This window comes from Vibrio sp. KUL80 (assembly GCF_059725495.1).
Genome location: NZ_AP045841.1, coordinates 2979585 through 3002232, shown reverse-complemented (window position 1 = coordinate 3002232; position 22648 = coordinate 2979585). Strand labels below are relative to the sequence as shown.

The window sequence follows — 22648 nt, the reverse complement described above, 5'->3', positions numbered from 1 at the left end:
TGAGATTATGCTTCTTGCGCCAGCATAGCGAAGCAGCGGTCAGCGGCTTCCAGCGTTGCATCGATCTCTTTTGAACCATGAGCTAATGAGGTGAAGCTGGCTTCAAACGCTGAAGGTGCTAGATAAACACCATGGTCCAACATTAGGTGGAAGAAGCGCTTGAAGCGTTCGATATCGCATTTCGCGACATCTTCGTAGCAAGTAATAGTCTCTTGCTCAGTAAAGAAGAAGCCAAACATGCCGCCCACCTGGTTCACAACCAACGGGATACCGTGTTTGTCTGCCAAAGATTTGAAACCATCAGCAAGTTGCTTGGTTTTTTGAGCCAGACGCTTTTCGTTGCCTTCTTCAGACAATAGCGTCAAACAAGCGTAACCCGCCGCCATAGCGATTGGGTTGCCCGATAGTGTACCTGCTTGGTAAACAGGGCCCGTTGGCGCAATGTGTTGCATTACTTCTTTACGACCACCAAACGCACCTACCGGCATACCACCACCGATTACTTTGCCAAGCGTCGTTAGATCCGGCTTGATGTTGTAGTAAGCTTGAGCGCCGCCTTGAGCAACGCGGAAACCTGTCATTACCTCATCAAAGATAAGCAGTGCGCCTTCCTCGTCACAGATCTGACGTAGGCCTTCGTGGAAGCCTTCAACTGGTGGGATGCAGTTCATGTTGCCCGCAACCGGTTCAACGATGATGCAGGCAATCTCGCCCTTGTTTGCTTCAAACAGCGCTTTTACTGATTCAAGATCGTTGAAGCGAGCTGTCAGGGTGTATTTTGCAAAATCGGCAGGCACACCTGGAGAGCTAGGTTGACCAAGTGTTAACGCACCAGAGCCCGCTTTTACCAACAGGCTATCAGCGTGACCATGATAACAACCTTCAAACTTCATGATTTTGTCGCGACCTGTGTAGCCACGAGCTAGGCGGATAGCACTCATTGTTGCTTCTGTACCCGAGCTCACCATACGAAGCTGTTCCATTGAAGGTACTAGCTTGCGAACGAGCTCCGCCATATTGATTTCCATTTCAGTTGGGGCACCGAAGCTAAGGCCACGTTGAGCTGCATCGATAACCGCATCGCGAATTACAGCATGGTTGTGACCAAGGATCATTGGACCCCATGAACCTACGTAGTCGATATACGCTTTACCATCAGCATCAAAAATCAATGGACCATCGGCACGTTCAACGAAGATAGGTGAACCACCTACGCCGTTAAAGGCACGAACCGGAGAGTTAACACCACCAGGGATGGTCTGTTGCGCTTTTTCATACAGCTCAGCTGATTTGGTCATGGAAAGTTCCTCTTTGCTTGTTCGGACCAAGTGTGCAGCATTGTACATCTCCAAACGGAATCGAGAAGTGTTTTGAGCACATTTTCTTATATTGATACGAGTTTTGGGTACATCTCTATTAATTTGAGTTTGTCTAATACTTGAACGAAGCACTCAGGTATTAGATAATCGAAACCAATAACTTTACAAAAGACAATGATACTCGACTAAGTATCGAGTGCTGTTGAGTCGTCGCAAGGTTGGTTTGCTAGTAGTGTTCGTTTTAGATCACTGTTAGTGAAAGGCGGTTGCGATTGAGTAGCAAGAGAGGTTCCCGTGAGTGATGTAGCTATTCCATTAAATTTTTCTGATGCCGCGGCAACGCGCGTACAAGCGCTGATCGCAGAAGAAGAAAACCCAGAGCTTAAGCTTCGTGTTTACATCACCGGTGGTGGCTGTAGTGGTTTTCAATACGGTTTCACATTTGATGAAAGCGTTAACGATGGTGATACTACCATCGAAAAATGTGGTGTAACGCTAGTCGTTGACCCAATGAGTCTACAATACCTTGTAGGTGGCACGGTGGACTATACAGAAGGTCTTGAGGGTTCACGTTTCTTCGTGAATAACCCAAATGCCACAACGACGTGTGGATGCGGTGCATCCTTCAGTGTCTAATTAGTGTGGTTAGAAAGGCGAACTTTAGGTTCGCCTTTTTTTGTCTCTACAAATCGTCAATCGGATAAAAAATGCGAGACTCGTAGCAAAACCGTCTGCAATTACCGCTTCTCGTTTTGTTAAAATTGCGACAGTAGTCAGCTTAGCGCGTTAAACAGTAGGATATCGTTTAACGATTGATTGCTAATTGTTTTTTAGAACCAACAGTGACCTTTATACGTACAAAGTCACTGATTTCACTAAACAACGTTAGTGTCGGAATACAATAATAAGGAAATTACTATGGCAACCACTCAAAGTGGCAGCTTTCTATCAAGACGTCCTTGGCTAATCTCTTTGGTTTGCGTGATCGCTTTGTCTATTTGGCTTGGTCTCGGTGTGCTAAAGGCGGAAGAAGCACCTCCTCAGAAAAAAGAACAAACCATTCCGCTAGCCCGTGTGGTCTATCAAGAATTTACTGCTGAAAACATAGAAAAGAAGATCGATTTGTACGGTCGAACGGCCCCCGATCGCACCGCTAAACTGGGCGCTGAAATTGCGGGAAAAATCATCAAGCTTAATGTGAAAAAAGGCGACAGTGTAAAAGCGGGACAAGCCATTGCCCAAATAGACAAGGGTGATTTGAACATTCAGCTTGAGCGTGCTCAAGCGATGCTAAACGTTAGACAACAAGAGTTTAACGCGTCAAAATCGCTAAAGAGCCGAGGCCTTCAAGGAGAGGTTGCCTACTCAACCGCAGCAGCCAATCTGACCGAAGCGAAAGCAATGGTCAGTGCTGCTCGATTAGCATTAAGAAACACCACGGTGACCGCGCCGTTTACCGGTATCGTTGATCACTTATCGATTGAGCTCGGTGATTTCGTCGGCATCGGGGATCCGGTTGCGACTCTCATTGATTTAGAAACCTTGGTCATTGAAGCGGATGTGAGCGAGCGTCACATTCAAAAATTAAGTACTAATCAAAGCTCTAAGATTCGATTTATCGGCGGTGAAGAGGTGACGGGTACTTTGCGCTACATATCGCGTGTTTCTTCCGTCTCGACCAATACCTTCCCTATCGAAATCGCTGTGCCGAATCCAAATCAACGTATCCCTGCTGGAGTGAGTGCTGAGGTGGAACTAGCACTTGACCAGCAAATGGCAATCAAGATCACTCCAGCCATGCTTGCGCTTGATGAGACGGGCAATTTGGGCGTGAAAACCCTCAAGAACAATCGCGTTGATTTTGTGCCAATCCAGCTTGTTAAAGCTGAGCAAGATGGTGTTTGGCTCACCGGTCTTGGCGATACCAGCGATATCATCGTTCTCGGGCAGGGATTTGTTAGGCACGGTGATGAAGTGGAAGCCATTAGTGTGGACGAGGCGAATCAAATCGCTGAGCAGCAGTAGGAGGCAGCATGTATTCATTGATTGATGCGGCGCTGTCTCGCGCCCGAACCATGCTTACTCTCCTGGTCATGATCCTGATTGCCGGTGTGGTGACCTATAACACGATTCCTAAAGAATCGAGTCCGGATATTACGATACCGATCATCTACGTTTCTGTTGGACACCAAGGAATATCGCCTGATGATGCTGAGCGACTTCTTGTCAGGCCGCTAGAAAAAGAGCTTCGTTCTATTGAAGGCGTAAAGGAGATGACGGCGGTGGCATCAGAAGGTCACGGCTCTGTCACCCTAGAATTCAATGTTGGCGTTGATCTTACCAAGGCTATGGCTGACGTCAGAGATGCGGTTGATCTAGCCAAACCTAAGCTGCCAGAAGACAGCGACGAGCCAACGGTTAACGAAGTGACCTTTGCCTCTCAACAGCCGGTGCTGTCTGTCGTGCTATACGGTACTGTTCCCGAGAGGACCATAGTGCAATTAGCGAGACAGCTTCGTGATAAATTGGAGAGTTACCGACAGGTTCTCGAGGTGGATATTGCCGGTGATCGCGAAGACATCGTTGAGATCGTGGTCGATCCGCTGTTGATGGAGAGCTACGGGCTCGATCAAGGGGATATCTATAACCTGATTGCGCTAAACAACCGTGTCGTAGCAGCGGGCTTTGTTGATACAGGTTATGGGCGCTTCTCAGTGAAAGTTCCCTCAGTCTTCAATAGCTTAAAAGATGTGTTGGAGCTGCCTGTTAAGGTTGATGGCAAGCAGGTTATTACCTTTGGTGACGTGGCAGCTGTGCGCAGAGCGTTTCGTGACCCAGACAGCTTTGCCCGTCTTGATGGCCGCTCAGCTGTTGTCTTGGATGTGAAAAAGCGAGCAGGCGAGAACATCATCGAAACGGTGACTTTGGTCAAAGAGGTGTTGAGACAGGCTCAACTGAGAGATGAGTGGCCGAATAACCTGCAGGTGAAGTTCACCAAAGATGAATCAAAAGATGTAAAGATCATGCTCAATGATCTGCAAAACAATATCCTTTCCGCCATTATTCTCGTTGTTATCGTGATTATCGCGATCCTTGGCGTTCGAACTGCTCTATTGGTTGGGATCTCGATTCCGGGTTCCTTCTTAACTGGCCTCTTAGTGCTGTCGGTATTTGGTCTCACCGTCAACATCATAGTGCTGTTCTCTCTTATTATGGCCGTAGGTATGTTGGTGGACGGCGCAATCGTGGTTACCGAGTTTGCGGATAGGCGAATGCAAGAGGGCACACCACGAAAAGAGGCGTATCGAGATGCGGCTAAGCGAATGGCGTGGCCGATCACCGCCTCGACAGCTACGACGTTGGCAGCGTTTGCCCCATTGCTATTCTGGCCTGATATTACCGGCGAGTTCATGAAGTACCTACCAATGACCTTGATTGCCACGCTAACAGCATCCCTTGTTATGGCGCTGCTGTTTGTGCCAGTTTTGGGCGGTCTTATTGGTAAGCCTCAATATGTCTCTAAAGCGCAGCAAACCAAGATGGTGGCACTGCATGAGGGACAGTTTGATAAAGCCACCGGGATCACCAAACTCTATTACCACACACTGAATATTGCTCTGGGTCATCCACTAAAAATTCTATTGTTGGCAATTGCCATGGCGATTGGCGTGGGCTTTGCCTACAACAAGGCAGGCCTAGGGGCAGAGTTCTTCCCAGAAGTGGACCCTCCGTACTTTAACGTTAAAGTGCGTTCACACGGTGATTTGTCTATCAATGAGAAAGACGAAGTGATGCGTGTGGTTGAGAAGGTGATGCTTGGGCATGATGAGTTTGAAAGCGTCTATACCAAAACAGGCGGCAAGGATGAGATCGGTGTCATTCAGATAACGCCAGTGGATTGGCAATATCGCCGTAAAGTGAATGCCATCATTGAGGAGCTTAAACAGACCACCGACCAATTTGCTGGGGTCGAGATTGAATATAAGTTCCCTGACGCGGGTCCTCCGGTTGAACATGACCTAGTGATTGAGCTGTCCGCTCGGTTCCCAGAGGGTTTAGATGAAGCCGCTAAAACCGTTCGCCGCTGGGCTGATGGTAATGACAAGCTGACCAATATCAGCGATACCTCTAATAAACCGGGTATTGATTGGCAGATAGACATAAGCCGCGATGATGCTGCGCGCTTTGCAGCCGATGCTACCTTGGTGGGTAACACAGTTCAGTTTGTGACTAATGGTCTAAAGATTGGTGATTACCTTCCTGATGACTCCACAGAAGAAGTGGATATTTTGGTGCGCTTCCCAGAAGAGCATCGTGACATAGGGCGGTTTGATGAGCTGAGAGTGAAAACGCCAGCTGGATTGGTACCTATTACCAACTTCGCCCAGATCACGCCAGAGCCGAAACAAGATACGATTAATCGTCTCGATGGTATTCGTATCATTAGTGTTCAAGCGGATATGGCAGAAGGCTATAACCTTGCGGTTGAGCTGCCAGGGTTTATTGAGCAGCTTAATGGTATCGCGTTACCGAACGGTGTTGAGTTCAAGATCAAAGGGCAAAATGAAGAGCAGAAAAATTCTTCTGAGTTTTTGCAAAGTGCCTTTATGGTCGCGTTAGCTGTGATGGCGCTTATCTTGATAACTCAGTTCAACAGCTTCTACCAAGCCTTGCTTATTTTGAGTGCGGTTATCTTCTCAACAGTCGGGGTGTTTGCAGGCCTGTTGGTGTTCCAGCGTCCATTCGGCATCATCATGTCTGGTATTGGTGTGATCGCTCTGGCGGGGATTGTGGTCAACAACAACATTGTTTTGATTGATACCTATAACCAGCTTATTAAGCGTGGTCTTGAGAAGCGCGATGCGATTCTACGTACTGGGGTGCAGCGTTTACGTCCGGTGCTTTTGACCACTGTGACCACCATACTCGGTTTGATGCCTATGGTGCTAGAGATGAACGTTGACTTGATCAATCAAAAGATAGAGTTTGGCGCACCGAGCACTCAGTGGTGGTCTCAACTTGCAACGGCGGTTGCGGGTGGATTGGCATTTGCGACAGTACTGACACTGGTTCTGACGCCGTGTTTGCTGATGCTAGGTCGAACTGAGCAGCAGGAAAAGAAGCCCTCAATACTCAGGCGAACACTGCTAAAGTTGAGGTCAAAACCTGAAAAAAAGCCCGTTAAGGCAGCCTAAGCTTCCAAAGCCCCATTTTCGATTTATGAGATGGGGCTTTTTTATTGGCTTGCAAGAGTCGTTTCAAGTAAATAATCAGGACAGCTGATAGGTTTGTGCCATATTTTGATTTGTTATCTAGAATTTTACTCTGAATTTACTAGGTTATGTCGATGGTTTGGTTGTGTCTTGGCTTCGCTCTGTAACAAATGATGGCGATTAGGCTATTTCAGAGGGAAGTGTGTTTTTTGCGATGTTTGTCGGGTTAGACCTGATGCAAATAAAGCGTTAAAGTTGTTGCGTAAACATACTGCTTGTTATGACAAGCTATGTGACATAGCCGAAAGTGAGTAATTTCGATTTAGGCTACGAATAAGACCTAACTATGTAATGCCAGCTCAGCAAGGACCTAATTGTTGAGGTAACTGGTAAGGAGACAATATGGCAGATTCAACCCCAGAAATGCTATCTGGTGCAGAGATGATCGTGCAATCTTTGATTGACGAGGGTGTACAACAGATCTTTGGCTACCCAGGTGGTTCCGTTCTCGATATCTACGATGCGCTACACGAAAAGCGCGAAAACATCCAACACGTTCTCGTTCGTCATGAACAAGCCGCAACACATATGGCCGATGGCTATGCGCGTGCCACAGGTAAACCAGGTGTAGTACTTGTGTGTTCTGGTCCAGGTGCGACCAATACGATCACGGGTATCGCAACCGCCTATATGGACTCGATCCCTATGGTTGTGCTGTCTGGTAACGTACCAAACAACCTTATTGGTAACGATGCATTTCAAGAGTGTGACATGGTTGGTGTATCACGCCCTGTGGTTAAGCACAGCTTCCTATTGCAGCGTGCGGAAGATATCCCAGAGACACTGAAAAAAGCCTTTTATATCGCCTCAACGGGTCGTCCAGGACCGGTTGTTGTGGATATTCCAAAGGATGTGATGAATCCGCAGATTAAGTTCCCTTACGAGTATCCAGAAGCGATCAAGATGCGCTCTTATAACCCGACACTATCTGGGCACAAAGGGCAGATCAAAAAAGCACTTAAGGCGATCTTAGAGGCGAAAAAGCCGGTTCTTTACGTGGGTGGCGGCGCCATCATGTCTGAAGCGGACCAACACATCGTCAAGTTGGCAGAAACCTTGAACCTGCCAGTAGTGAGTACCTTGATGGGGCTGGGCGCCTTCCCTGGCACACATAAGAATTCTTTAGGCATGCTAGGTATGCACGGTACATACGAAGCAAACCTAGCAATGCATAATGCCGACCTAATTTTCGGCGTGGGGGTTCGTTTTGATGACCGAACCACCAACAATCTAGATAAGTACTGCCCTGACGCTAAGGTTGTTCATATTGATATCGACCCATCGTCTATCTCGAAAAACGTGCGCGCAGACTTACCTATAGTAGGCTCTGCAGATGTGGTACTAGAGACCATGCTCAAACTGCTTGTCGAGCAGGGTGGCACGAACGATGAAGCGGCACTCAACTCGTGGTGGGATGATATTGCGGGATGGAAAGAGCGAAACTGTCTTGGCTATGAAACCTCAGAAGAGCGCATTAAGCCACAACAAGTTATTGAAGTACTTCACAAGCTGACGGGTGGAGACGCGTTTGTTGCTTCCGATGTCGGTCAGCACCAAATGTTCGCGGCACTCTACTATCCGTTTAACAAGCCACGCCGTTGGATTAATTCTGGTGGTCTGGGCACGATGGGCTTTGGCTTCCCTGCAGCTATGGGGGTTAAATTTGCCTACCCAGATGAAGAGGTCGTGTGTGTGACAGGTGATGGCAGTATTCAGATGAATATTCAAGAGCTGTCTACGGCAATGCAATACGACGTTCCAGTTAAGATCATCAACCTAAACAACCGTTTTTTAGGGATGGTGAAACAGTGGCAAGATATTATTTATCAAGGGCGTCACTCTAACTCATATATGGACTCTGTTCCTGATTTCGCTGCGATTGCAGAAGCGTATGGACACGTTGGTATTCGAATCTCGAACCCAAGTGAACTGGAATCAGGTCTGAAAAAAGCATTAGAAATGAAAGACCGCCTAGTCTTCGTTGATATCAATGTTGACGAGACCGAGCACGTTTACCCTATGCAAATCAAAGGGGAAGGCATGCACAAGATGTGGCTAAGCAAGACGGAGAGAACCTAATATGAGACATATCATTTCGCTACTAATGGAAAACCAACCTGGCGCACTGTCTCGCGTTGTTGGCTTATTCTCTCAGCGTGGTTACAACATCGAATCTTTGAACGTGTCGCCGACCGATGACGAGACACTATCGCGACTCAATATCACCACTGAGTCGGATGAAATGGAGCTTGAGCAGATCCAGAAGCAGCTTCATAAGCTTATTGATGTTTTGAAAGTGCAAGAAGTGACGGAGTTTGACCACATCGAGCGTGAGCTGATGATGGTGAAGGTTAAGGCAAGTGGCTTTGCTCGTGCAGAAGTGAAACGCACGGCAGACATCTTCCGTGGTCAGATCGTTGATGTAACGGCATCTCAGTATACGGTGCAGCTTGCTGGTACGGCGGAAAAACTCGATGCGTTTGTCTCAGCTTTGTCTGAGGTTACTGATGTCGTTGAGGTGGCTCGAAGCGGTATTGTCGGTATTGCTCGTGGTGAACGAGCGCTAAAGCCATAACGCTTCTAGTAGCATGAAAAAAGCCAGTCTCAGGACTGGCTTTTTTGTTATCTAACTCGTTTTCTAACTTAGGGTTATCGATTAGCCTTCAATCTCAACAAATGGCGCTGGCTCTTCGATGATAGGTCGCATCTCTTCTTCCTCTTCTTGAGGTTGAGGCGCTTCTTCAACTTGTGCCGGTTCAGCCTCTGCTTCTGTATTGAGCTTCTCTTGTTGCTCACTGAATTGGAATGCTCGAATAACCTGCTTTACACCCGATACGTTGCGAGCAAGTTCAGTAGCAATATCGGCGTGCTCTTTAGATACATAGCCTAGCAAGAAAACTTCGCTGTCTTCGGTAATGACTTTGACTTTTACGCCGTTAAGTCTCTGATCAGTAAGCAGTGCCGACTTAACCTTGGTCGTTAGCCAGCTGTCATTGCTGATTTGGGTGAAGCTCAGTGGTTGTTTGATGCGAATCTGGTTGTAGACACGTTTGACACCGCTCAATCCCTTCACTTGGCTTTCAAGTTGACTGCTCAGAGCCTCAGTGTTCGCCTGACCCATTAGCACAACCGTGCCGCGCTGTGAGCTAGCAACGACTCGAACATTGCCCACGTAAGGGGCTTTATTGCCCATGCCAGCCACTTCAGACTCAAGGGCGCTGTCGTTCCAAATCTCTTTTGCGCTGCGTGTGTCGGTGACTAGGTTAACCGTTGTTGCTGCGCCAGCGACAAATAAGCCAGCGCAACCTGACATCATGACACTCACCATTAGGAGCGCGATCGCTTTATACATCTTCATGCTATTACTCTTCGTGAGACGGGAATAGAACTTGGTCAATAAGGTCACACAAACAGTGCAAAGTCACCATGTGAACCTCATGAATGCGCGCCGTGCGGTGTGAAGGAATTCGAATTTCCACATCATTCTCTCCGAGCAGACCTGCCATTTCGCCGCCATCTTTACCTGTGAAGGCGATGATGGTCATTCCACGTGTAACCGCCGCTTCCATCGCTTTGATGACATTCTTGCTGTTTCCGCTGGTAGAGATAGCAAGCAGGATATCGTCAGTCTGTCCAAATGCGCGCACTTGCTTGGCAAAGATATCTTCAAAGTTATAGTCGTTTGCAACCGCTGTCATGGTGGTGTTGTCTGCCGTCAGTGTCATTGCCGGAAGGCTAGGACGCTCTGTTTCGAAGCGGTTAAGGAGGCACGACACGAACTGCTGCGCGTTGGAGGCCGACCCACCATTGCCGCAGCATAGGATCTTGTTGCCATTCAGCAGCGTTGCAACCATGGCCTGGGCTGCGTGAGTGATGACGTCTGGCAGGGCTTCTGCCGCTGCTATTTGAATTTGAATGCTTTCAGTAAAACTTTCTTTGATGCTATCGCGCATGGTTATCCTTGAGTGATCGCGTTTTTTATCCAGTTGATATCATTGCCTTGTTCATGGATGGCAACCACATCAAATCGAAATTCGGTGTCATAGGGTGATAAGCCATTTTTGAGTAGCCACAGCGTCGCTGCTTTCTCAATCTTTTTGGCTTTGGCACGTGTCACCATCTCTTGGGCCGTGCCATAGTTTTGATTGCGTCGATACTTAACTTCAATGAAGACAATGCTCGACTTGTCGCGCATGATGAGGTCGACTTCGCCACATTTTACCGTGAAGTTGTCAGTAAGAGGAACTAGACCTTGTCGACCAAGGTAGTCTTTGGCGAGTTCCTCATAGTTTTTGCCGACGGCACGCTTACTCGCTGACGGTTTGTTCCAGGGCAGCAATGTCATCGGTACTCTCATCCTGAGCGGGTTCTGCTGTCGCTTCTTGCTCAGCAGCTGGTTTGGTTTCGCCGTATACGCCCCATGAAATTTGGCGCTGTACGATACAGCTTTGGTCAAGCGTAAGCACGCCAGTTTGACCATCTACTGAGTAGCCCTCAACCGCTTTTAGTTGCGGTAGCTCTTTCGTTAGCGTGTACGCGTCCATGCCAAGCGCTTGGAGGCGCTTCTCTGCATTTGAGCTCTTAGGCCAGAACTTGTTCATTTGAGCATCAAGCTCAGAATCTTCATTAACGAGCAGCGGAATATCACTGTATACCACACCAGTGAGGTCTTCGTACTGGCGCTTCTCGCTGTGGCTGTGAGAGTCTGCAAACAGCTTAGGCTGTGGTGCATCTGGGTTAATCGCCACTTCGATAAACGGTTTGATCAAAGTAAGATCGGCGTTATTCGCGACAATGTAGACCGAATCGACATCACGGCGGCTACGCGGTTGATTCTCAAGCTTCATCCCTGTTAGCGCTTCCATCTGTGCGATACGCTGCTGACTTTCTTGAAGACCAAACACATTGTTAATGGTTTTCTGGAGCTGAGCACGGTTCGCATATTGTGCGACCGCAACCTTGTTGTCACTCACTTTGGACCATTCTTCCTCAAATGCTTTCGCGACGCGGTTACCTAGATTGCCTTGAGGTGCAATGATTAGCGGGAATGAATAGTCATTCTTTGCTAAATGTTGTGCTGCCTGTGCAACTTCTTGCTCGGGTGACAGTGTTAAGTAACACATCATTTGAGATGGTTCGATATCGTTTGGGATATTGAGCGCAAGTGCTGGAATCGGTGTTTCTGAGTTCTGCTGAGCCTGCTGAAGCTTTTCAACATTCTCTTTTACAAGCGGACCAACGATGAAATCGACGCCATTGGCGACAAGTTTCGCTTTGATGTCACTCGGTGTCGCTTCGTTAGTATCGATGACAGTGAAGATGGCTTCTGGATCGCGCACTTCGTCATCCATCATCGCCATCATAAATCCATCACGGACCAGCGCAGCTTGTTTTGCGTACTTGCCAGACAGTGGCAACAGAAGCGCAGTACTGTGCGGTGAAGAAATCTCGAGGTTTAGTATGTCGTAGATGCTTTGCGGTGTGTAGACAGCCGCTGGGTGAGTTGGGTTTTCCGTCAGCCAGTTCTGCAAGGTGTTCTGAAGCTGAGGCAGAGAGCTGCCCATTGCTTTCATGTACGTCGCTAATTGCAACCATCCATCAAGCACTTCTTCTTTCGGCTCAGCAACCAATGTTGAAAGCTCTTGAGCAGAGTACTGGTTTAGATTGTTCCAGATATCGGCATTAATGGCTTCTTGCTGGTCACGTGGAGCGAAGCCTGACATCGCGATCAGCTCACGGCTTGCCTCGAAGTAGTCGCCCATCGCCGCTAGGCTTTGCGCGCGAAGTTGGTAGTAGCGCTGCCACTGTTGCTGGGCCAGTGGCCACTCAACAGGGAAGTTAAGCTGTAGGTAAGCATCTTGCGCTTTACCTTGAGCAAGGTTTAGCTCAGCTCGAGCAAGTTGCCATTCAGCTTGCTGAATAGTTGTTAGATTTTGTTTCGCTAAGCGATTAGAGAGCCTTTGAGCTTGCTCGTAGTTACCTTCTTGGATAGAAGCCTTAAGCGCTAAAATTAACCACTCATTGGCAAATCCACCTTGATCGGCGTCCGCGCGCATCAGATAAGTCTCTGATGAGGCTGTCGGTGCAAGGGTGATGTCTACGCTCGCAGGGGCGCTTGGCTGGGAAGAACAAGCGGCAATGGTCAAAGCCAATGCAATTGGAGTCAGTAGGCGTGTTACACTATTTCTCTTTGGGTTCATCATTGCCATGAGCTCTTTAATCACTATTCGTGTAAAATCATTATATTAATCGTTGAAGTGCTGGTAAACAAATGACAAGCAACAAAACTACTTATATTGAGCAACCAACGCTCTTTATTGTACCGACACCGATCGGAAATCTCGGTGATATCACACAAAGAGCGCTAGATGTGCTTAATAGCGTCGACATTATTGCTGCTGAAGATACGCGCCACACAGGCAAGCTTCTGTCTCACTTCAATATTCAAACTAGAACATTTGCGCTGCATGATCACAATGAGCAGCAAAAAGCGCAAGTTTTAGTCGATAAACTTCTAGCGGGGGAATCTATTGCATTGGTTTCTGATGCAGGGACTCCGCTAATTAGTGACCCAGGGTATCATTTGGTCTCTCAATGTCGTCAAGCAGGCGTTAAAGTTGTGCCATTACCTGGTGCATGTGCGGTGATCACGGCGCTGAGTGCCTCTGGTCTGCCATCTGATCGCTTTAGTTTTGAGGGCTTTTTGCCAGCGAAGAGCAAAGGGCGCAAAGATAAATTTATGGAGATCGCCAAGGTTGAGCGTACTTGCATCTTCTATGAATCACCGCACCGAATCACTGAATCTCTTGCTGATATGCTGGACGTGCTTGGTCCTGAACGTGAGGTGGTATTGGCTCGTGAACTCACTAAAACTTACGAAACGATTCAAGGTTTGCCACTAGGTGAACTGATTGAATGGATTGAAGAAGATGAAAACCGTAAGCGCGGCGAGATGGTGCTGCTGATTCATGGACACAGAGAGCCAGTGAATGAAGAACTGCCTGATGACGCGACGCGTACCTTGGCAATTTTGGTCAAAGAACTGCCGTTAAAGAAAGCCGCTGCTGCGACGGCTGAGATCTATAACCTCAAGAAGAACGCCCTCTATAAATGGGGTTTGGAAAACTTATCCTAGAAAAACATTGAGTAATCTTGCTCGCTTCGCTACAATCCGCGCCCTGAAGTTGACCGGATAGTCGCTGCTTCGTTGACGTCCCCTTGAGCTTGTCTTGGGGGAGACTGACGGAGGGGAGGAAAGTCCGGGCTCCACAGAGCAGGGTGCCAGGTAACGCCTGGGGGGCGAAAGCCTACGACAAGTGCAGCAGAGAGAAGACCGCCGATGGCTCCATTTCTTCGGAAGGAGCACAGGTAAGGGTGAAAGGGTGCGGTAAGAGCGCACCGGGCGACTAGCAATAGTTCGTTGCAAGGTAAACTCCACCCGGAGCAAGACCAAATAGGCCCCCACATTGCGTGGCTCGCGTAAGGGGGCGGGTAGGTTGCTCGAGCCAGTGAGCGATTGCTGGCCTAGACGAATGGCTATCACCGCTTCGGCGGATACAGAACCCGGCTTACAGGTCAACTTCACCTATTATAGAAAAACCCATTACAAATTGATTTTGTGATGGGTTTTTTGCTTTTTTATCACCTATCTTTACGATAGGCTGAACTTAACCAGATGACGTTACTGCAGTAAATCAGTAAACTTGTCATCTTTGCCCAAGCAACTCTCGAGATCACCCATGAGCGAATCCTTTCAACACATTTCGGTACTACTTCACGAATCCATTGATGGTCTAGCGATCAAACCGGATGGAACTTACATTGATGGAACGTTTGGTCGTGGTGGTCACAGTCGTCAGATTCTTTCACAATTGGGTGACAACGGTCGCCTATTCAGTATTGACCGCGATCCGACGGCTATCGAAGAAGCAAAAAAGATCGACGATCCTCGCTTTACCATTATCCATGGTCCCTTCTCTGGCATGGCCGAGTACGCAGAGCGCTATGACCTAGTAGGGAAAGTCGATGGTGTGTTGCTCGACCTTGGCGTCTCTTCACCTCAGCTTGATGACGCAGAACGTGGCTTTAGCTTTATGAAAGATGGTCCATTGGATATGCGTATGGATCCAACGTCCGGTATGCCAGTGTCTGAGTGGTTGGCGCAAGCTGACCTTGATGACATTACTTGGGTGATTCGTGAGTTTGGTGAAGACAAGCACGCTCGCCGCATCGCAAAAGCGATTGTTGCTCATCGTGAAGACGAAGAGAAAGAGCCGCTGACGCGCACGAGTCAGCTAGCGAAGTTGATTTCAGAAGCTGCGCCAAAGAGCTTCAAAGAGAAGAAGCATCCGGCAACGCGTGCATTCCAAGCATTTCGCATTTATATCAATAGCGAACTTGAAGAGATCGACACCGCGCTTAAAGGGGCGGCAAGCATTCTTGCTCCACAGGGGCGACTGTCAGTGATCAGCTTTCACTCGCTAGAAGATCGCATGGTTAAGCACTTTATGCGCAAAGAGAGTAAGGGTCCACAGGTGCCACATGGTATTCCAATGACGGAAGACCAAATTCGTGCACTTGGCAGCGCTAACCTTAAAACAATCGGTAAGGCGCTCAAGCCTTCTGATCAAGAAGTGGAAATGAACACTCGCTCACGCAGCTCTGTACTTCGTGTGGCGGAAAAACTGTAACGGATGACGGGATGTCTAACCAGCCGACTCATAATCTCGCGAAACTGATTGCCTTAGATATCATCACGGTAGGGCGTATACCGCTCATGGTCTTCTTGATGATATTCGCAACAGCGATGGGGGTGGTATTTGCAACCCATCACACGCGTGAAGCCATTAATGAAAAAGATCTTGCGCTTCAGGAGCGTGAGCGGCTTGATAACGAGTGGCGTAACCTCTTACTTGAAGAAAATGCGCTTTCAGAGCATAGCCGAGTGCAGGCTATGGCGAAACAAGAGTTAGATATGACGCGCCCAGACGCAGACAAGGAAGTAGTGGTTTCCCTGAAATGAAAGGCAAAAAAGTCGTTAAGTCTTCCAACAAGAAACAATCTCAGCAAGCAGCTACCCAGCCAGAGCTCATTGCGTGGCGTTTTCGCCTTATTATGGGTGGCGTGCTTCTTATCTTTGCCGCGCTTATCGTGCGTATCGGCTACATCCAAGTTATCGAGCCTGACAACCTGATTAAGCAGGGCGATTTACGCTCTGTGCGTGTTAAAGCGCTGCCGTCTGCGCGCGGCATCATCTCAGATAGAAACGGTGAGCCACTGGCGGTTAGTGTACCTGTGCAGGCCGTCTGGGCCGATCCCGCTACCATTTTCAAAGACGATGGTCTAAAACAGCTTGACCGCTGGCATGCCCTTGCTGATGTTCTCGGCCTCGACCGAGATGACTTGATCGCTAAAATCAATAAAAACAAAACCCGCCGATTTATCTACCTGCAACGCCAAGTAAGCCCTGCAATGGCAAAGTACATTAAAGAGCTGAAACTCTCCGGTGTTGGACTGAAAGCCGAGTCAAGACGTTACTACCCAGCGGGTGAGGTTAGTGCTCACTTGGTCGGCGTAACAGGTATTGATGGGCATGGCCTTGAAGGGGTGGAGCGCAGTTACGACAAGTGGCTGACGGGTGAAGCTGGCAAGCGCATTATTCGTAAAGACCGTTACGGGCGAGTGGTAGAAAATATATCTCTGGAAGATAGAGAGGAAGGCAAGCCGCTCGAACTGACTGTCGACCAAAGACTTCAGGCGATCGCTTATCGTGCTGTTAAGCAAGCGGTAGCCGATTATCGTGCGACGTCTGGCAGCGCCGTCATCATAGACGTGAAAACGGGTGGCGTGCTAGCCATGGTCAATGCCCCATCGTACAACCCGAATAACCGCTCTTCTCGCCAATCATTTACCATGCGTAACCGAGTGATCACCGACGCTATGGAGCCAGGTTCTACTGTGAAGCCATTTGTGGTGCTAGCGGCTTTAGAGGCTGGGATTGCCGATGAAAATACCATTATCGATACTGGCAATGGCATCATGCAAATTGGTGGCAGTCGCGTACGCGATACCTCAAAGGTTGGCAAAGCGAACCTCGCTAAGATTCTGCAAAAGTCGAGTAACATCGGTGTCGCTAAATTGGCGTTAGACATGCCACTAGAGGCGCTACTCGGCATGTATAGTTCAATCGGCTATGGCCAACTCTCTGGCCTGAACCTCGTCGGTGAAACCACTGGTATCTTCCCTAATCGACGCCGCTGGTCGCAGTTTGAAATCGCGACTCTAGCGTTTGGCTACGGCATCTCCATTACGCCTCTTCAGCTCGCTCATGCTTATGCGACGCTGGGCAATGGTGGCTTATACCAGCCTGTACATATTATTGAAAATAACCAGCAAGACCTGTCAAAGCAGGTCATTGATCACGACGACGCGATGTCGGTTTTGCATATGCTCGAAGCGGTAACGCAGCCGGGAGGTACGGCAACGAGAGCAGCCGTGCCCGGCTATCGAGTTGCTGCAAAAACCGGTACATCAAGAAAGGCGGCTGCGGGTGGCTATAGCGATGAGTATGTAGCGATCACCTCAGGTGTTGCCCCAGTGAGCGACCCACGCATTGCCTTGGTTGTGGTCATCAATGAACCACAAGGTGACCAATATTATGGCGGTGCCGTAGCGGGGCCGGTATTTTCCGAAATCATGAAAGGAGCGCTACAGATACTGAATGTCGCTCCCGACGAAAACCAATTTCAGCAATAGGTGAGAAGCAATGTTGACCTCTTTGACATTGGCAAAGCTATTAAAACCATGGCTTGATGACAGCAATAAGCTGATGACAGATAGTTCTCTGGGCACAATCAAGGTGTCTAACTTGGGACTTGATAGTCGTGCGATTGAACAAGGTGATACCTTTGTGGCGATTATCGGTCACACTGTCGATGGTCGCTTGTTTATCGAGCGTGCAGTTCAATCTGGCGCCAAGTCTGTTATTGCGCAGGCAGATGCAGAGCACAAACATGGCGAAATCAGTTACGTTCACGATGTACCTGTTGTTCATATCTATCAGCTCGACAGCTTGCTATCGGTGATCGCAGCGCGTCTTTATCAGTACCAGCAGCGAGTCATTGGTGTTACGGGCACCAATGGTAAGACGACGATCACTCAGCTTATTGCGCAGTGGATTGAACTGCTTGGCGAGAAAGCCGCCATCATGGGCACCACGGGCAATGGTTTCTTAAGCGATCTGCAAGAAGCGAAAAATACCACTGGCAGCGCGATTGACGTCCAGCGCACTCTATCCCAGTTGGATAGCCAAGGTGCGCAATACACGGCAATGGAGGTCTCGTCCCATGGTTTGGTCCAGAGGCGCGTAGCGGCGGTTCCTTTCTCTCTGGGTATTTTTACTAACCTTAGTCGCGACCATCTGGATTACCATGGCACGATGCAAGGCTATGAAGAGGCGAAAAAGCTACTTTTTACGGGGCATCATTGCGAGCACGCCGTGCTGAACGTCGATGATGAGGTTGGCCGTCGCTGGCTTTCTGAGCGCAGTGATGCGATTGCCGTTTCTGTCGAAGGTCATCAGCTCAGCGAAAAAGGGCTATGGGCGACATCGGTGCATTACAGTGATGGCGGCATCTCGATAGAATTTGATGGCTACTTTGGCAGCGGTAAACTTGATGCGCCGCTTATTGGTCAGTTTAATGCTAGTAATGTGTTACTGGCGTTCGCAGCGCTCCTGGTCCTTGGCTTTGAGAAACAAGCGCTTACCGAAACTGCCTGTAAACTTCAGCCTGTGTTGGGTCGCATGGAGCTTTTCCAAGCGTTAGATAAGCCCAAAATTGTAGTGGATTATGCGCATACACCAGATGCGCTCGAAAAGGCATTGCAGGCGCTAAGAGTGCATTGTGAAGGACAGCTTTGGGTGATCGCTGGATGTGGCGGTGACCGAGATAAAGGTAAACGCCCAATGATGGCGTCTATCGCAGAGCAATTAGCGGATAAAGTGATTTTAAGTGATGACAATCCCCGCAGCGAAGATCCTAAAGCGATTGTTGAGGACATGCTGGCGGGAATGCGTGAGCCGAGCCGCGCTTACGTTGAACATTCTCGTTTTGAGGCCGCGCAGTTGGCGGTGCGAAATGCGACCGCCTCAGACATTATTCTGCTTGCTGGTAAAGGTCACGAAGATTATCAGGTGATTGGCACTGACTCCGTTCACTACTCAGACAGAGAAACCGCAGCGCAGTTACTAGGACTCACATTATGATTGAACTTTCGTTAACGGATATCGCAGCCATCGTCGATGGTCAGCTAGTCGGTGAATCGGTCCATATCACGGATGTCACCACAGACACGCGAGCGATCGAAGCCGGCGCGCTATTCATCGCACTGGTTGGTGATCGCTTTGATGCTCATGATTTTGCGAAGCAAGCGGTGGATAAAGGTGCAGCGGCACTGATAGTTGAAAGAGAGCTCGATGTCTCAGTGGCGCAAATCGTGGTCACCGACAGTAAGCGCGCATTAGGGCAGCTTGGCGCAGAAGTTCATAAGCGTTGCCAAACCAAGACCCTTGCTATCACGGGAAGTTGTGGCAAAACCACAGTTAAAGAAATGATTGCCAGCATCTTGTCGAGTAAAGGGCAGGTGCTCTACACGGCAGGTAACTTTAACAACGACATCGGAGTGCCACTCACCTTACTTCGCAATACGCCTCAAGATGAGTTCTCGGTTATCGAGCTCGGTGCAAACCACATCGGTGAAATTGCTTACACGACGGCGCTGACTCAACCGGATGTCGCTATTGTCAATAATGTTGCCGAGGCACACCTTGAAGGCTTTGGTTCTATTGATGGCGTAAAGCAAGCCAAAGGTGAAATCTATCAAGGACTTTCTAAGGGTGGTATCGCCTTGGTCAACCTTGACAGCAATGGTGGTGACTATTGGAATGAGGTGCTGGCTGACAAACGTGTGGTTACTTTTTCCAAACAGAATGTTAACGCAGACTATTATGCCTCTGACATCACCATGTCATCGCTCGGAAGTCCGCTGTTTACACTTCATACACCAACGGGTTCGGTTTCAGTAGAGTTAACTATGATTGGTGAGCATAACGTGGCTAATGCGGTTGCCGCAGCCGCGTTAGCAACGCAAGTTGGCGCTACGCATGAGCAGATCCAGAGCGGTTTGCAATCACTGAGTAAAGTGAAACGTCGCGTTGACGTTGAAAAACTTAACGACACCATTACCTTGATTGACGACAGCTACAATGCCAGCGTGCCTGCAATGAAAGCCGCCGTCGATCTTCTCGGGCAGTTTACCCAAACACAGCGTTGGTTGATTTTGGGTAACATGGCCGAATTAGGGCATGAAAGCCTTGCACTTCACAAAGAAGTCGGTGAACATGCTGCTCCTTTCGCTTTTGAGCACGTTTTGACCTATGGTGAGGATGCAAAAGTGATTAGTGACTTATGCAGTGGACAGCATTTTGAAAGTCACGACAGCATGCTCGAATATATCGAGCGAACATTAGTACAGTTAAACCAGACCCCTCATACTTTGTTAGTTAAAGGGGCGCTAAGTGCAGGCATGTTCAATATCGCCAATGCACTGAAGGAGAAATACACATGATCATTTGGCTTGCAGAGTTACTACAGCCATACTTTTCTTTTTTTCGTCTGTTTGAATATTTGTCATTCAGAGCCATTGTCAGTGTATTAACTGCTCTTGGAATTTCTTTGTGGATGGGACCCAAAATGATTGCCCGTCTGCAAATGCTGCAAATTGGACAAGTTGTTCGTAACGAAGGTCCAGAGTCGCACTTTAGTAAACGTGGCACGCCAACCATGGGTGGTGTGATGATCCTATTTGCGATTTCTGTCACCGTGCTGCTTTGGTCTGATCTGAGTAACCCATATGTTTGGGCCGTTCTAGCGGTACTGCTAGGCTATGGTGCCGTCGGCTTTGTTGATGATTATCGCAAAGTAGTGCGTAAGAACACCGATGGTCTGATCGCTCGTTGGAAGTACTTCTGGCAGTCTTTGATTGCTTTGGTTGTTGCTTTTGCGCTATACGCTCACGGTCAAGATACGGCAGCTACGCAACTTGTGGTGCCATTCTTTAAAGACGTCATGCCACAAATGGGACTGTTCTACATTGTCTTTACCTACTTCGTGATTGTTGGTACCAGTAATGCGGTTAACCTCACCGATGGTCTCGATGGCTTAGCGATCATGCCAACCGTATTGGTTGCGGCAGGTTTCGCTGTTATTGCCTGGGCAACCGGTAACGTGAACTTCGCCAATTATTTGCATATCCCGTATATCCCGTATACCTCTGAGCTAGTTGTGGTTTGTACGGCAATGGTTGGTGCAGGCCTAGGTTTCCTATGGTTTAACACCTATCCAGCACAGGTGTTTATGGGTGATGTCGGCTCATTGGCGCTTGGTGGTGCACTGGGTGTGATCGCGGTTCTTGTGCGTCAAGAGTTTGTGTTGGTCATCATGGGCGGCGTGTTCGTGATGGAAACACTGTCGGTAATCCTTCAGGTTGGTTCATACAAACTTCGTGGTCAGCGCATCTTCCGTATGGCGCCTATCCATCACCACTATGAACTCAAAGGTTGGCCAGAGCCGCGTGTTATCGTTCGCTTCTGGATTATCTCTATTGTGCTGGTTCTGATTGGTCTAGCCACACTGAAAGTACGTTAATCTCAGATAGGGACCCCGTTGATGGAACGCTGGCAAGATATTAACAATGTCGTCGTAGTAGGGCTCGGTATTACCGGGCTCTCAGTCGTTAATCACATTCGAAAACATCACCCAAACATCGCTATCAAGGTTATGGATAGTCGCGATAATCCACCTGGAGCGGAGCAGCTGCCGACTGACGTAGCCTTGCATACTGGAAGCTTTGAACCTGAGTGGCTATTAAGCGCTGATTTAGTGGTATGCAATCCAGGCATTGCGCTGGCGACGCCAGAAATTGATCAAGCACTGCAAAGCGGTGTACGTGTCGTTGGGGATATCGAGCTGTTTGCGTGGGCGAATTCCAAACCCGTTATCGCCATAACAGGCTCTAACGGCAAAAGTACGGTTACGGACCTCACTGGTGAGATGGCTAAGGCGACGGGCTTAACCGTTGGTGTCGGCGGCAACATTGGTGTTCCTGCTCTCGATTTGTTAGAGCTAGATGCGGACCTTTATGTCCTTGAGCTTTCGAGTTTTCAGTTGGAAACGACCTCGTCGCTTAATACCACAGTATCAACCTTCTTGAATCTGTCTGAAGATCATATGGATAGATACGAGGGGATGGACGATTACGCAGAGGCTAAACGCAGGATCTTCATGCATGCTGATAATGCATTGGTGAACCGAGATGAACCGGACACTTACCCTCTAGAGTCTGATGCTACTTTGACAACGTTCGGCTTTGATTCGACGCAATTTGGCATGCAAGATCTAGATGGGCGCACATGGCTTGTTGATAACGGTGAGCTCATCATTGCTACTGACGAGCTTAGCATTGTGGGCAAGCACAACTGGTCTAATGCATTGGTGGCGTGCGGATTACTTAAGCTCGCAGGCGTAGACTATCAACAAGCGTTAGAGTGCTTAAAAGCGTACCGTGGCTTGAGCCATCGCTGTCAGGTTGTTGCTGACAACAGTGGCGTGAAATGGGTCAATGATTCAAAAGCGACCAATGTAGCAAGCACACTCGCTGCGTTGTCGGGGCTGTCACTGGAAGGCACTCTATACCTGCTGGTCGGTGGCGTAGGCAAAGGGGCCGATTTTTCCGAATTAGCGGCACCGTTAGCAGCGCTTAACGTGAAGCTGTGCTGTTTTGGTCGCGATGGGCATGAGTTTGTGCCACTTCACGATAGCGCGGTGCAATATGCCTCGATAGACGATATCTTGGCTGAGATCACGCCACAGTTACAGCAGGGTGATATGGTCATGCTATCGCCGGCTTGTGCTAGCTTTGATCAGTTTGCCAACTTTATGGCTCGTGGCGATCATTTCACTCAATTAGCTCAGCAATACTCGACACAAGTTAGTTAAC

Annotated in this window: 18 protein-coding genes and 1 other RNA gene; 14 read left to right on the top strand and 5 right to left on the bottom strand. The window is 48.7% G+C overall.

Features of this window, described 5'->3' with window-relative positions; all coding sequences use genetic code 11:
• Window positions 1–5 precede the first annotated feature (5 nt).
• Window positions 6–1298: a glutamate-1-semialdehyde 2,1-aminomutase gene (hemL, locus tag AC6I8U_RS13730; RefSeq protein ID WP_128648001.1), complete on the bottom strand. Its 1293-nt coding sequence runs from the start codon at window positions 1296–1298 to the stop codon at window positions 6–8.
• Between the two features lie 315 nt (window positions 1299–1613).
• Here hemL and erpA point away from each other — a divergent pair, with 315 nt between their 5' ends.
• The 5 genes from erpA (at window position 1614) to ilvN (ending at window position 9167) form a co-directional block, all read left to right on the top strand.
• Window positions 1614–1955 (top strand): iron-sulfur cluster insertion protein ErpA, encoded by a 342-nt coding sequence (gene erpA, locus AC6I8U_RS13725; protein ID WP_042475971.1) that lies wholly within the window; start codon window positions 1614–1616, stop codon window positions 1953–1955.
• Window positions 1956–2237: 282 nt separating this feature from the next.
• Window positions 2238–3344 carry an efflux RND transporter periplasmic adaptor subunit gene (locus AC6I8U_RS13720; RefSeq protein ID WP_498017174.1) on the top strand — a complete coding sequence of 369 codons (1107 nt, stop codon included), beginning with the start codon at window positions 2238–2240 and terminating at the stop codon, window positions 3342–3344.
• 8 nt (window positions 3345–3352) lie between these two features.
• Window positions 3353–6514: an efflux RND transporter permease subunit gene (locus AC6I8U_RS13715; RefSeq protein ID WP_498017173.1), complete on the top strand. Its 3162-nt coding sequence runs from the start codon at window positions 3353–3355 to the stop codon at window positions 6512–6514.
• Window positions 6515–6934: 420 nt separating this feature from the next.
• Window positions 6935–8671 (top strand): acetolactate synthase 3 large subunit, encoded by a 1737-nt coding sequence (locus AC6I8U_RS13710; RefSeq protein ID WP_252013440.1) that lies wholly within the window; start codon window positions 6935–6937, stop codon window positions 8669–8671.
• Between the two features lies 1 nt (window position 8672).
• Window positions 8673–9167: an acetolactate synthase small subunit gene (gene ilvN, locus AC6I8U_RS13705; RefSeq protein ID WP_006072691.1), complete on the top strand. Its 495-nt coding sequence runs from the start codon at window positions 8673–8675 to the stop codon at window positions 9165–9167.
• A gap of 81 nt (window positions 9168–9248) precedes the next feature.
• Here the strand turns inward: ilvN and AC6I8U_RS13700 are convergent, their stop codons facing one another.
• From AC6I8U_RS13700 to AC6I8U_RS13685, 4 genes are read right to left on the bottom strand one after another with little or no spacing between them, the layout of a single operon-like run.
• Window positions 9249–9944, bottom strand: coding sequence for a BON domain-containing protein (locus AC6I8U_RS13700; RefSeq protein ID WP_498018365.1), 696 nt, complete (start codon window positions 9942–9944; stop codon window positions 9249–9251).
• A gap of 10 nt (window positions 9945–9954) precedes the next feature.
• A complete protein-coding gene (locus tag AC6I8U_RS13695; protein ID WP_234494514.1) occupies window positions 9955–10545 on the bottom strand; it encodes a phosphoheptose isomerase in 591 nt (196 codons plus the stop codon).
• 2 nt (window positions 10546–10547) lie between these two features.
• Window positions 10548–10937, bottom strand: a complete 390-nt coding sequence (locus AC6I8U_RS13690) for a YraN family protein (RefSeq protein WP_042475983.1) — start codon at window positions 10935–10937, stop codon at window positions 10548–10550.
• Window positions 10900–12801 (bottom strand): penicillin-binding protein activator, encoded by a 1902-nt coding sequence (locus tag AC6I8U_RS13685; RefSeq protein WP_498017172.1) that lies wholly within the window; start codon window positions 12799–12801, stop codon window positions 10900–10902. Before AC6I8U_RS13685 ends, AC6I8U_RS13690 begins: the two co-directional genes overlap by 38 nt.
• Window positions 12802–12863: 62 nt before the next feature.
• Between AC6I8U_RS13685 and rsmI the strand changes: the two genes are divergently transcribed.
• The 9 genes from rsmI to murD all read left to right on the top strand — a co-directional run bounded on the left by rsmI (window position 12864) and on the right by murD (window position 22647).
• Complete coding sequence (gene rsmI / locus AC6I8U_RS13680) at window positions 12864–13727, top strand: 16S rRNA (cytidine(1402)-2'-O)-methyltransferase (protein WP_498017171.1); 864 nt, start codon at window positions 12864–12866, stop codon at window positions 13725–13727.
• 45 nt (window positions 13728–13772) lie between these two features.
• Window positions 13773–14179, top strand: an RNA gene (gene rnpB / locus AC6I8U_RS13675) — RNase P RNA component class A.
• Window positions 14180–14331: 152 nt separating this feature from the next.
• Complete coding sequence (rsmH, locus tag AC6I8U_RS13670) at window positions 14332–15282, top strand: 16S rRNA (cytosine(1402)-N(4))-methyltransferase RsmH (RefSeq protein ID WP_234494511.1); 951 nt, start codon at window positions 14332–14334, stop codon at window positions 15280–15282.
• A gap of 11 nt (window positions 15283–15293) precedes the next feature.
• Window positions 15294–15614, top strand: a complete 321-nt coding sequence (gene ftsL / locus AC6I8U_RS13665; RefSeq protein WP_042475995.1) for a cell division protein FtsL — start codon at window positions 15294–15296, stop codon at window positions 15612–15614.
• Window positions 15611–17347, top strand: coding sequence for a penicillin-binding transpeptidase domain-containing protein (locus AC6I8U_RS13660; protein ID WP_498017170.1), 1737 nt, complete (start codon window positions 15611–15613; stop codon window positions 17345–17347). The genes ftsL and AC6I8U_RS13660 overlap by 4 nt, the downstream gene beginning before the upstream one ends.
• Window positions 17348–17357: 10 nt before the next feature.
• On the top strand, window positions 17358–18857 hold the full coding sequence (gene murE / locus AC6I8U_RS13655; RefSeq protein ID WP_498017169.1) for a UDP-N-acetylmuramoyl-L-alanyl-D-glutamate--2,6-diaminopimelate ligase: 1500 nt from the start codon (window positions 17358–17360) through the stop codon (window positions 18855–18857).
• Window positions 18854–20218, top strand: a complete 1365-nt coding sequence (locus tag AC6I8U_RS13650; RefSeq protein ID WP_498017168.1) for a UDP-N-acetylmuramoyl-tripeptide--D-alanyl-D-alanine ligase — start codon at window positions 18854–18856, stop codon at window positions 20216–20218. The genes murE and AC6I8U_RS13650 overlap by 4 nt, the downstream gene beginning before the upstream one ends.
• Window positions 20215–21297, top strand: coding sequence for a phospho-N-acetylmuramoyl-pentapeptide-transferase (mraY, locus tag AC6I8U_RS13645; RefSeq protein ID WP_128647974.1), 1083 nt, complete (start codon window positions 20215–20217; stop codon window positions 21295–21297). The genes AC6I8U_RS13650 and mraY overlap by 4 nt, the downstream gene beginning before the upstream one ends.
• A gap of 21 nt (window positions 21298–21318) precedes the next feature.
• Window positions 21319–22647 carry a UDP-N-acetylmuramoyl-L-alanine--D-glutamate ligase gene (murD, locus tag AC6I8U_RS13640; RefSeq protein ID WP_498017167.1) on the top strand — a complete coding sequence of 443 codons (1329 nt, stop codon included), beginning with the start codon at window positions 21319–21321 and terminating at the stop codon, window positions 22645–22647.
• Window position 22648: the final 1 nt, after the last annotated feature.

Excerpts from the sequence above, each read along its gene's own strand:
- hemL (WP_128648001.1), bottom strand. The coding sequence starts at position 1,298 with ATGACCAAATCAGCTGAGCTGTATGAAAAAGCGCAACAGACCATCCCT.
- AC6I8U_RS13720 (WP_498017174.1), top strand. The coding sequence starts at position 2,238 with ATGGCAACCACTCAAAGTGGCAGCTTTCTATCAAGACGTCCTTGGCTA.
- AC6I8U_RS13715 (WP_498017173.1), top strand. The coding sequence starts at position 3,353 with ATGTATTCATTGATTGATGCGGCGCTGTCTCGCGCCCGAACCATGCTT.
- AC6I8U_RS13710 (WP_252013440.1), top strand. The coding sequence starts at position 6,935 with ATGGCAGATTCAACCCCAGAAATGCTATCTGGTGCAGAGATGATCGTG.
- ilvN (WP_006072691.1), top strand. The coding sequence starts at position 8,673 with ATGAGACATATCATTTCGCTACTAATGGAAAACCAACCTGGCGCACTG.
- AC6I8U_RS13700 (WP_498018365.1), bottom strand. The coding sequence starts at position 9,944 with ATGTATAAAGCGATCGCGCTCCTAATGGTGAGTGTCATGATGTCAGGT.
- AC6I8U_RS13695 (WP_234494514.1), bottom strand. The coding sequence starts at position 10,545 with ATGCGCGATAGCATCAAAGAAAGTTTTACTGAAAGCATTCAAATTCAA.
- AC6I8U_RS13690 (WP_042475983.1), bottom strand. The coding sequence starts at position 10,937 with ATGACATTGCTGCCCTGGAACAAACCGTCAGCGAGTAAGCGTGCCGTC.
- AC6I8U_RS13685 (WP_498017172.1), bottom strand. The coding sequence starts at position 12,801 with ATGGCAATGATGAACCCAAAGAGAAATAGTGTAACACGCCTACTGACT.
- rsmI (WP_498017171.1), top strand. The coding sequence starts at position 12,864 with ATGACAAGCAACAAAACTACTTATATTGAGCAACCAACGCTCTTTATT.
- rsmH (WP_234494511.1), top strand. The coding sequence starts at position 14,332 with ATGAGCGAATCCTTTCAACACATTTCGGTACTACTTCACGAATCCATT.
- ftsL (WP_042475995.1), top strand. The coding sequence starts at position 15,294 with ATGTCTAACCAGCCGACTCATAATCTCGCGAAACTGATTGCCTTAGAT.
- AC6I8U_RS13660 (WP_498017170.1), top strand. The coding sequence starts at position 15,611 with ATGAAAGGCAAAAAAGTCGTTAAGTCTTCCAACAAGAAACAATCTCAG.
- murE (WP_498017169.1), top strand. The coding sequence starts at position 17,358 with ATGTTGACCTCTTTGACATTGGCAAAGCTATTAAAACCATGGCTTGAT.
- AC6I8U_RS13650 (WP_498017168.1), top strand. The coding sequence starts at position 18,854 with ATGATTGAACTTTCGTTAACGGATATCGCAGCCATCGTCGATGGTCAG.
- mraY (WP_128647974.1), top strand. The coding sequence starts at position 20,215 with ATGATCATTTGGCTTGCAGAGTTACTACAGCCATACTTTTCTTTTTTT.
- murD (WP_498017167.1), top strand. The coding sequence starts at position 21,319 with ATGGAACGCTGGCAAGATATTAACAATGTCGTCGTAGTAGGGCTCGGT.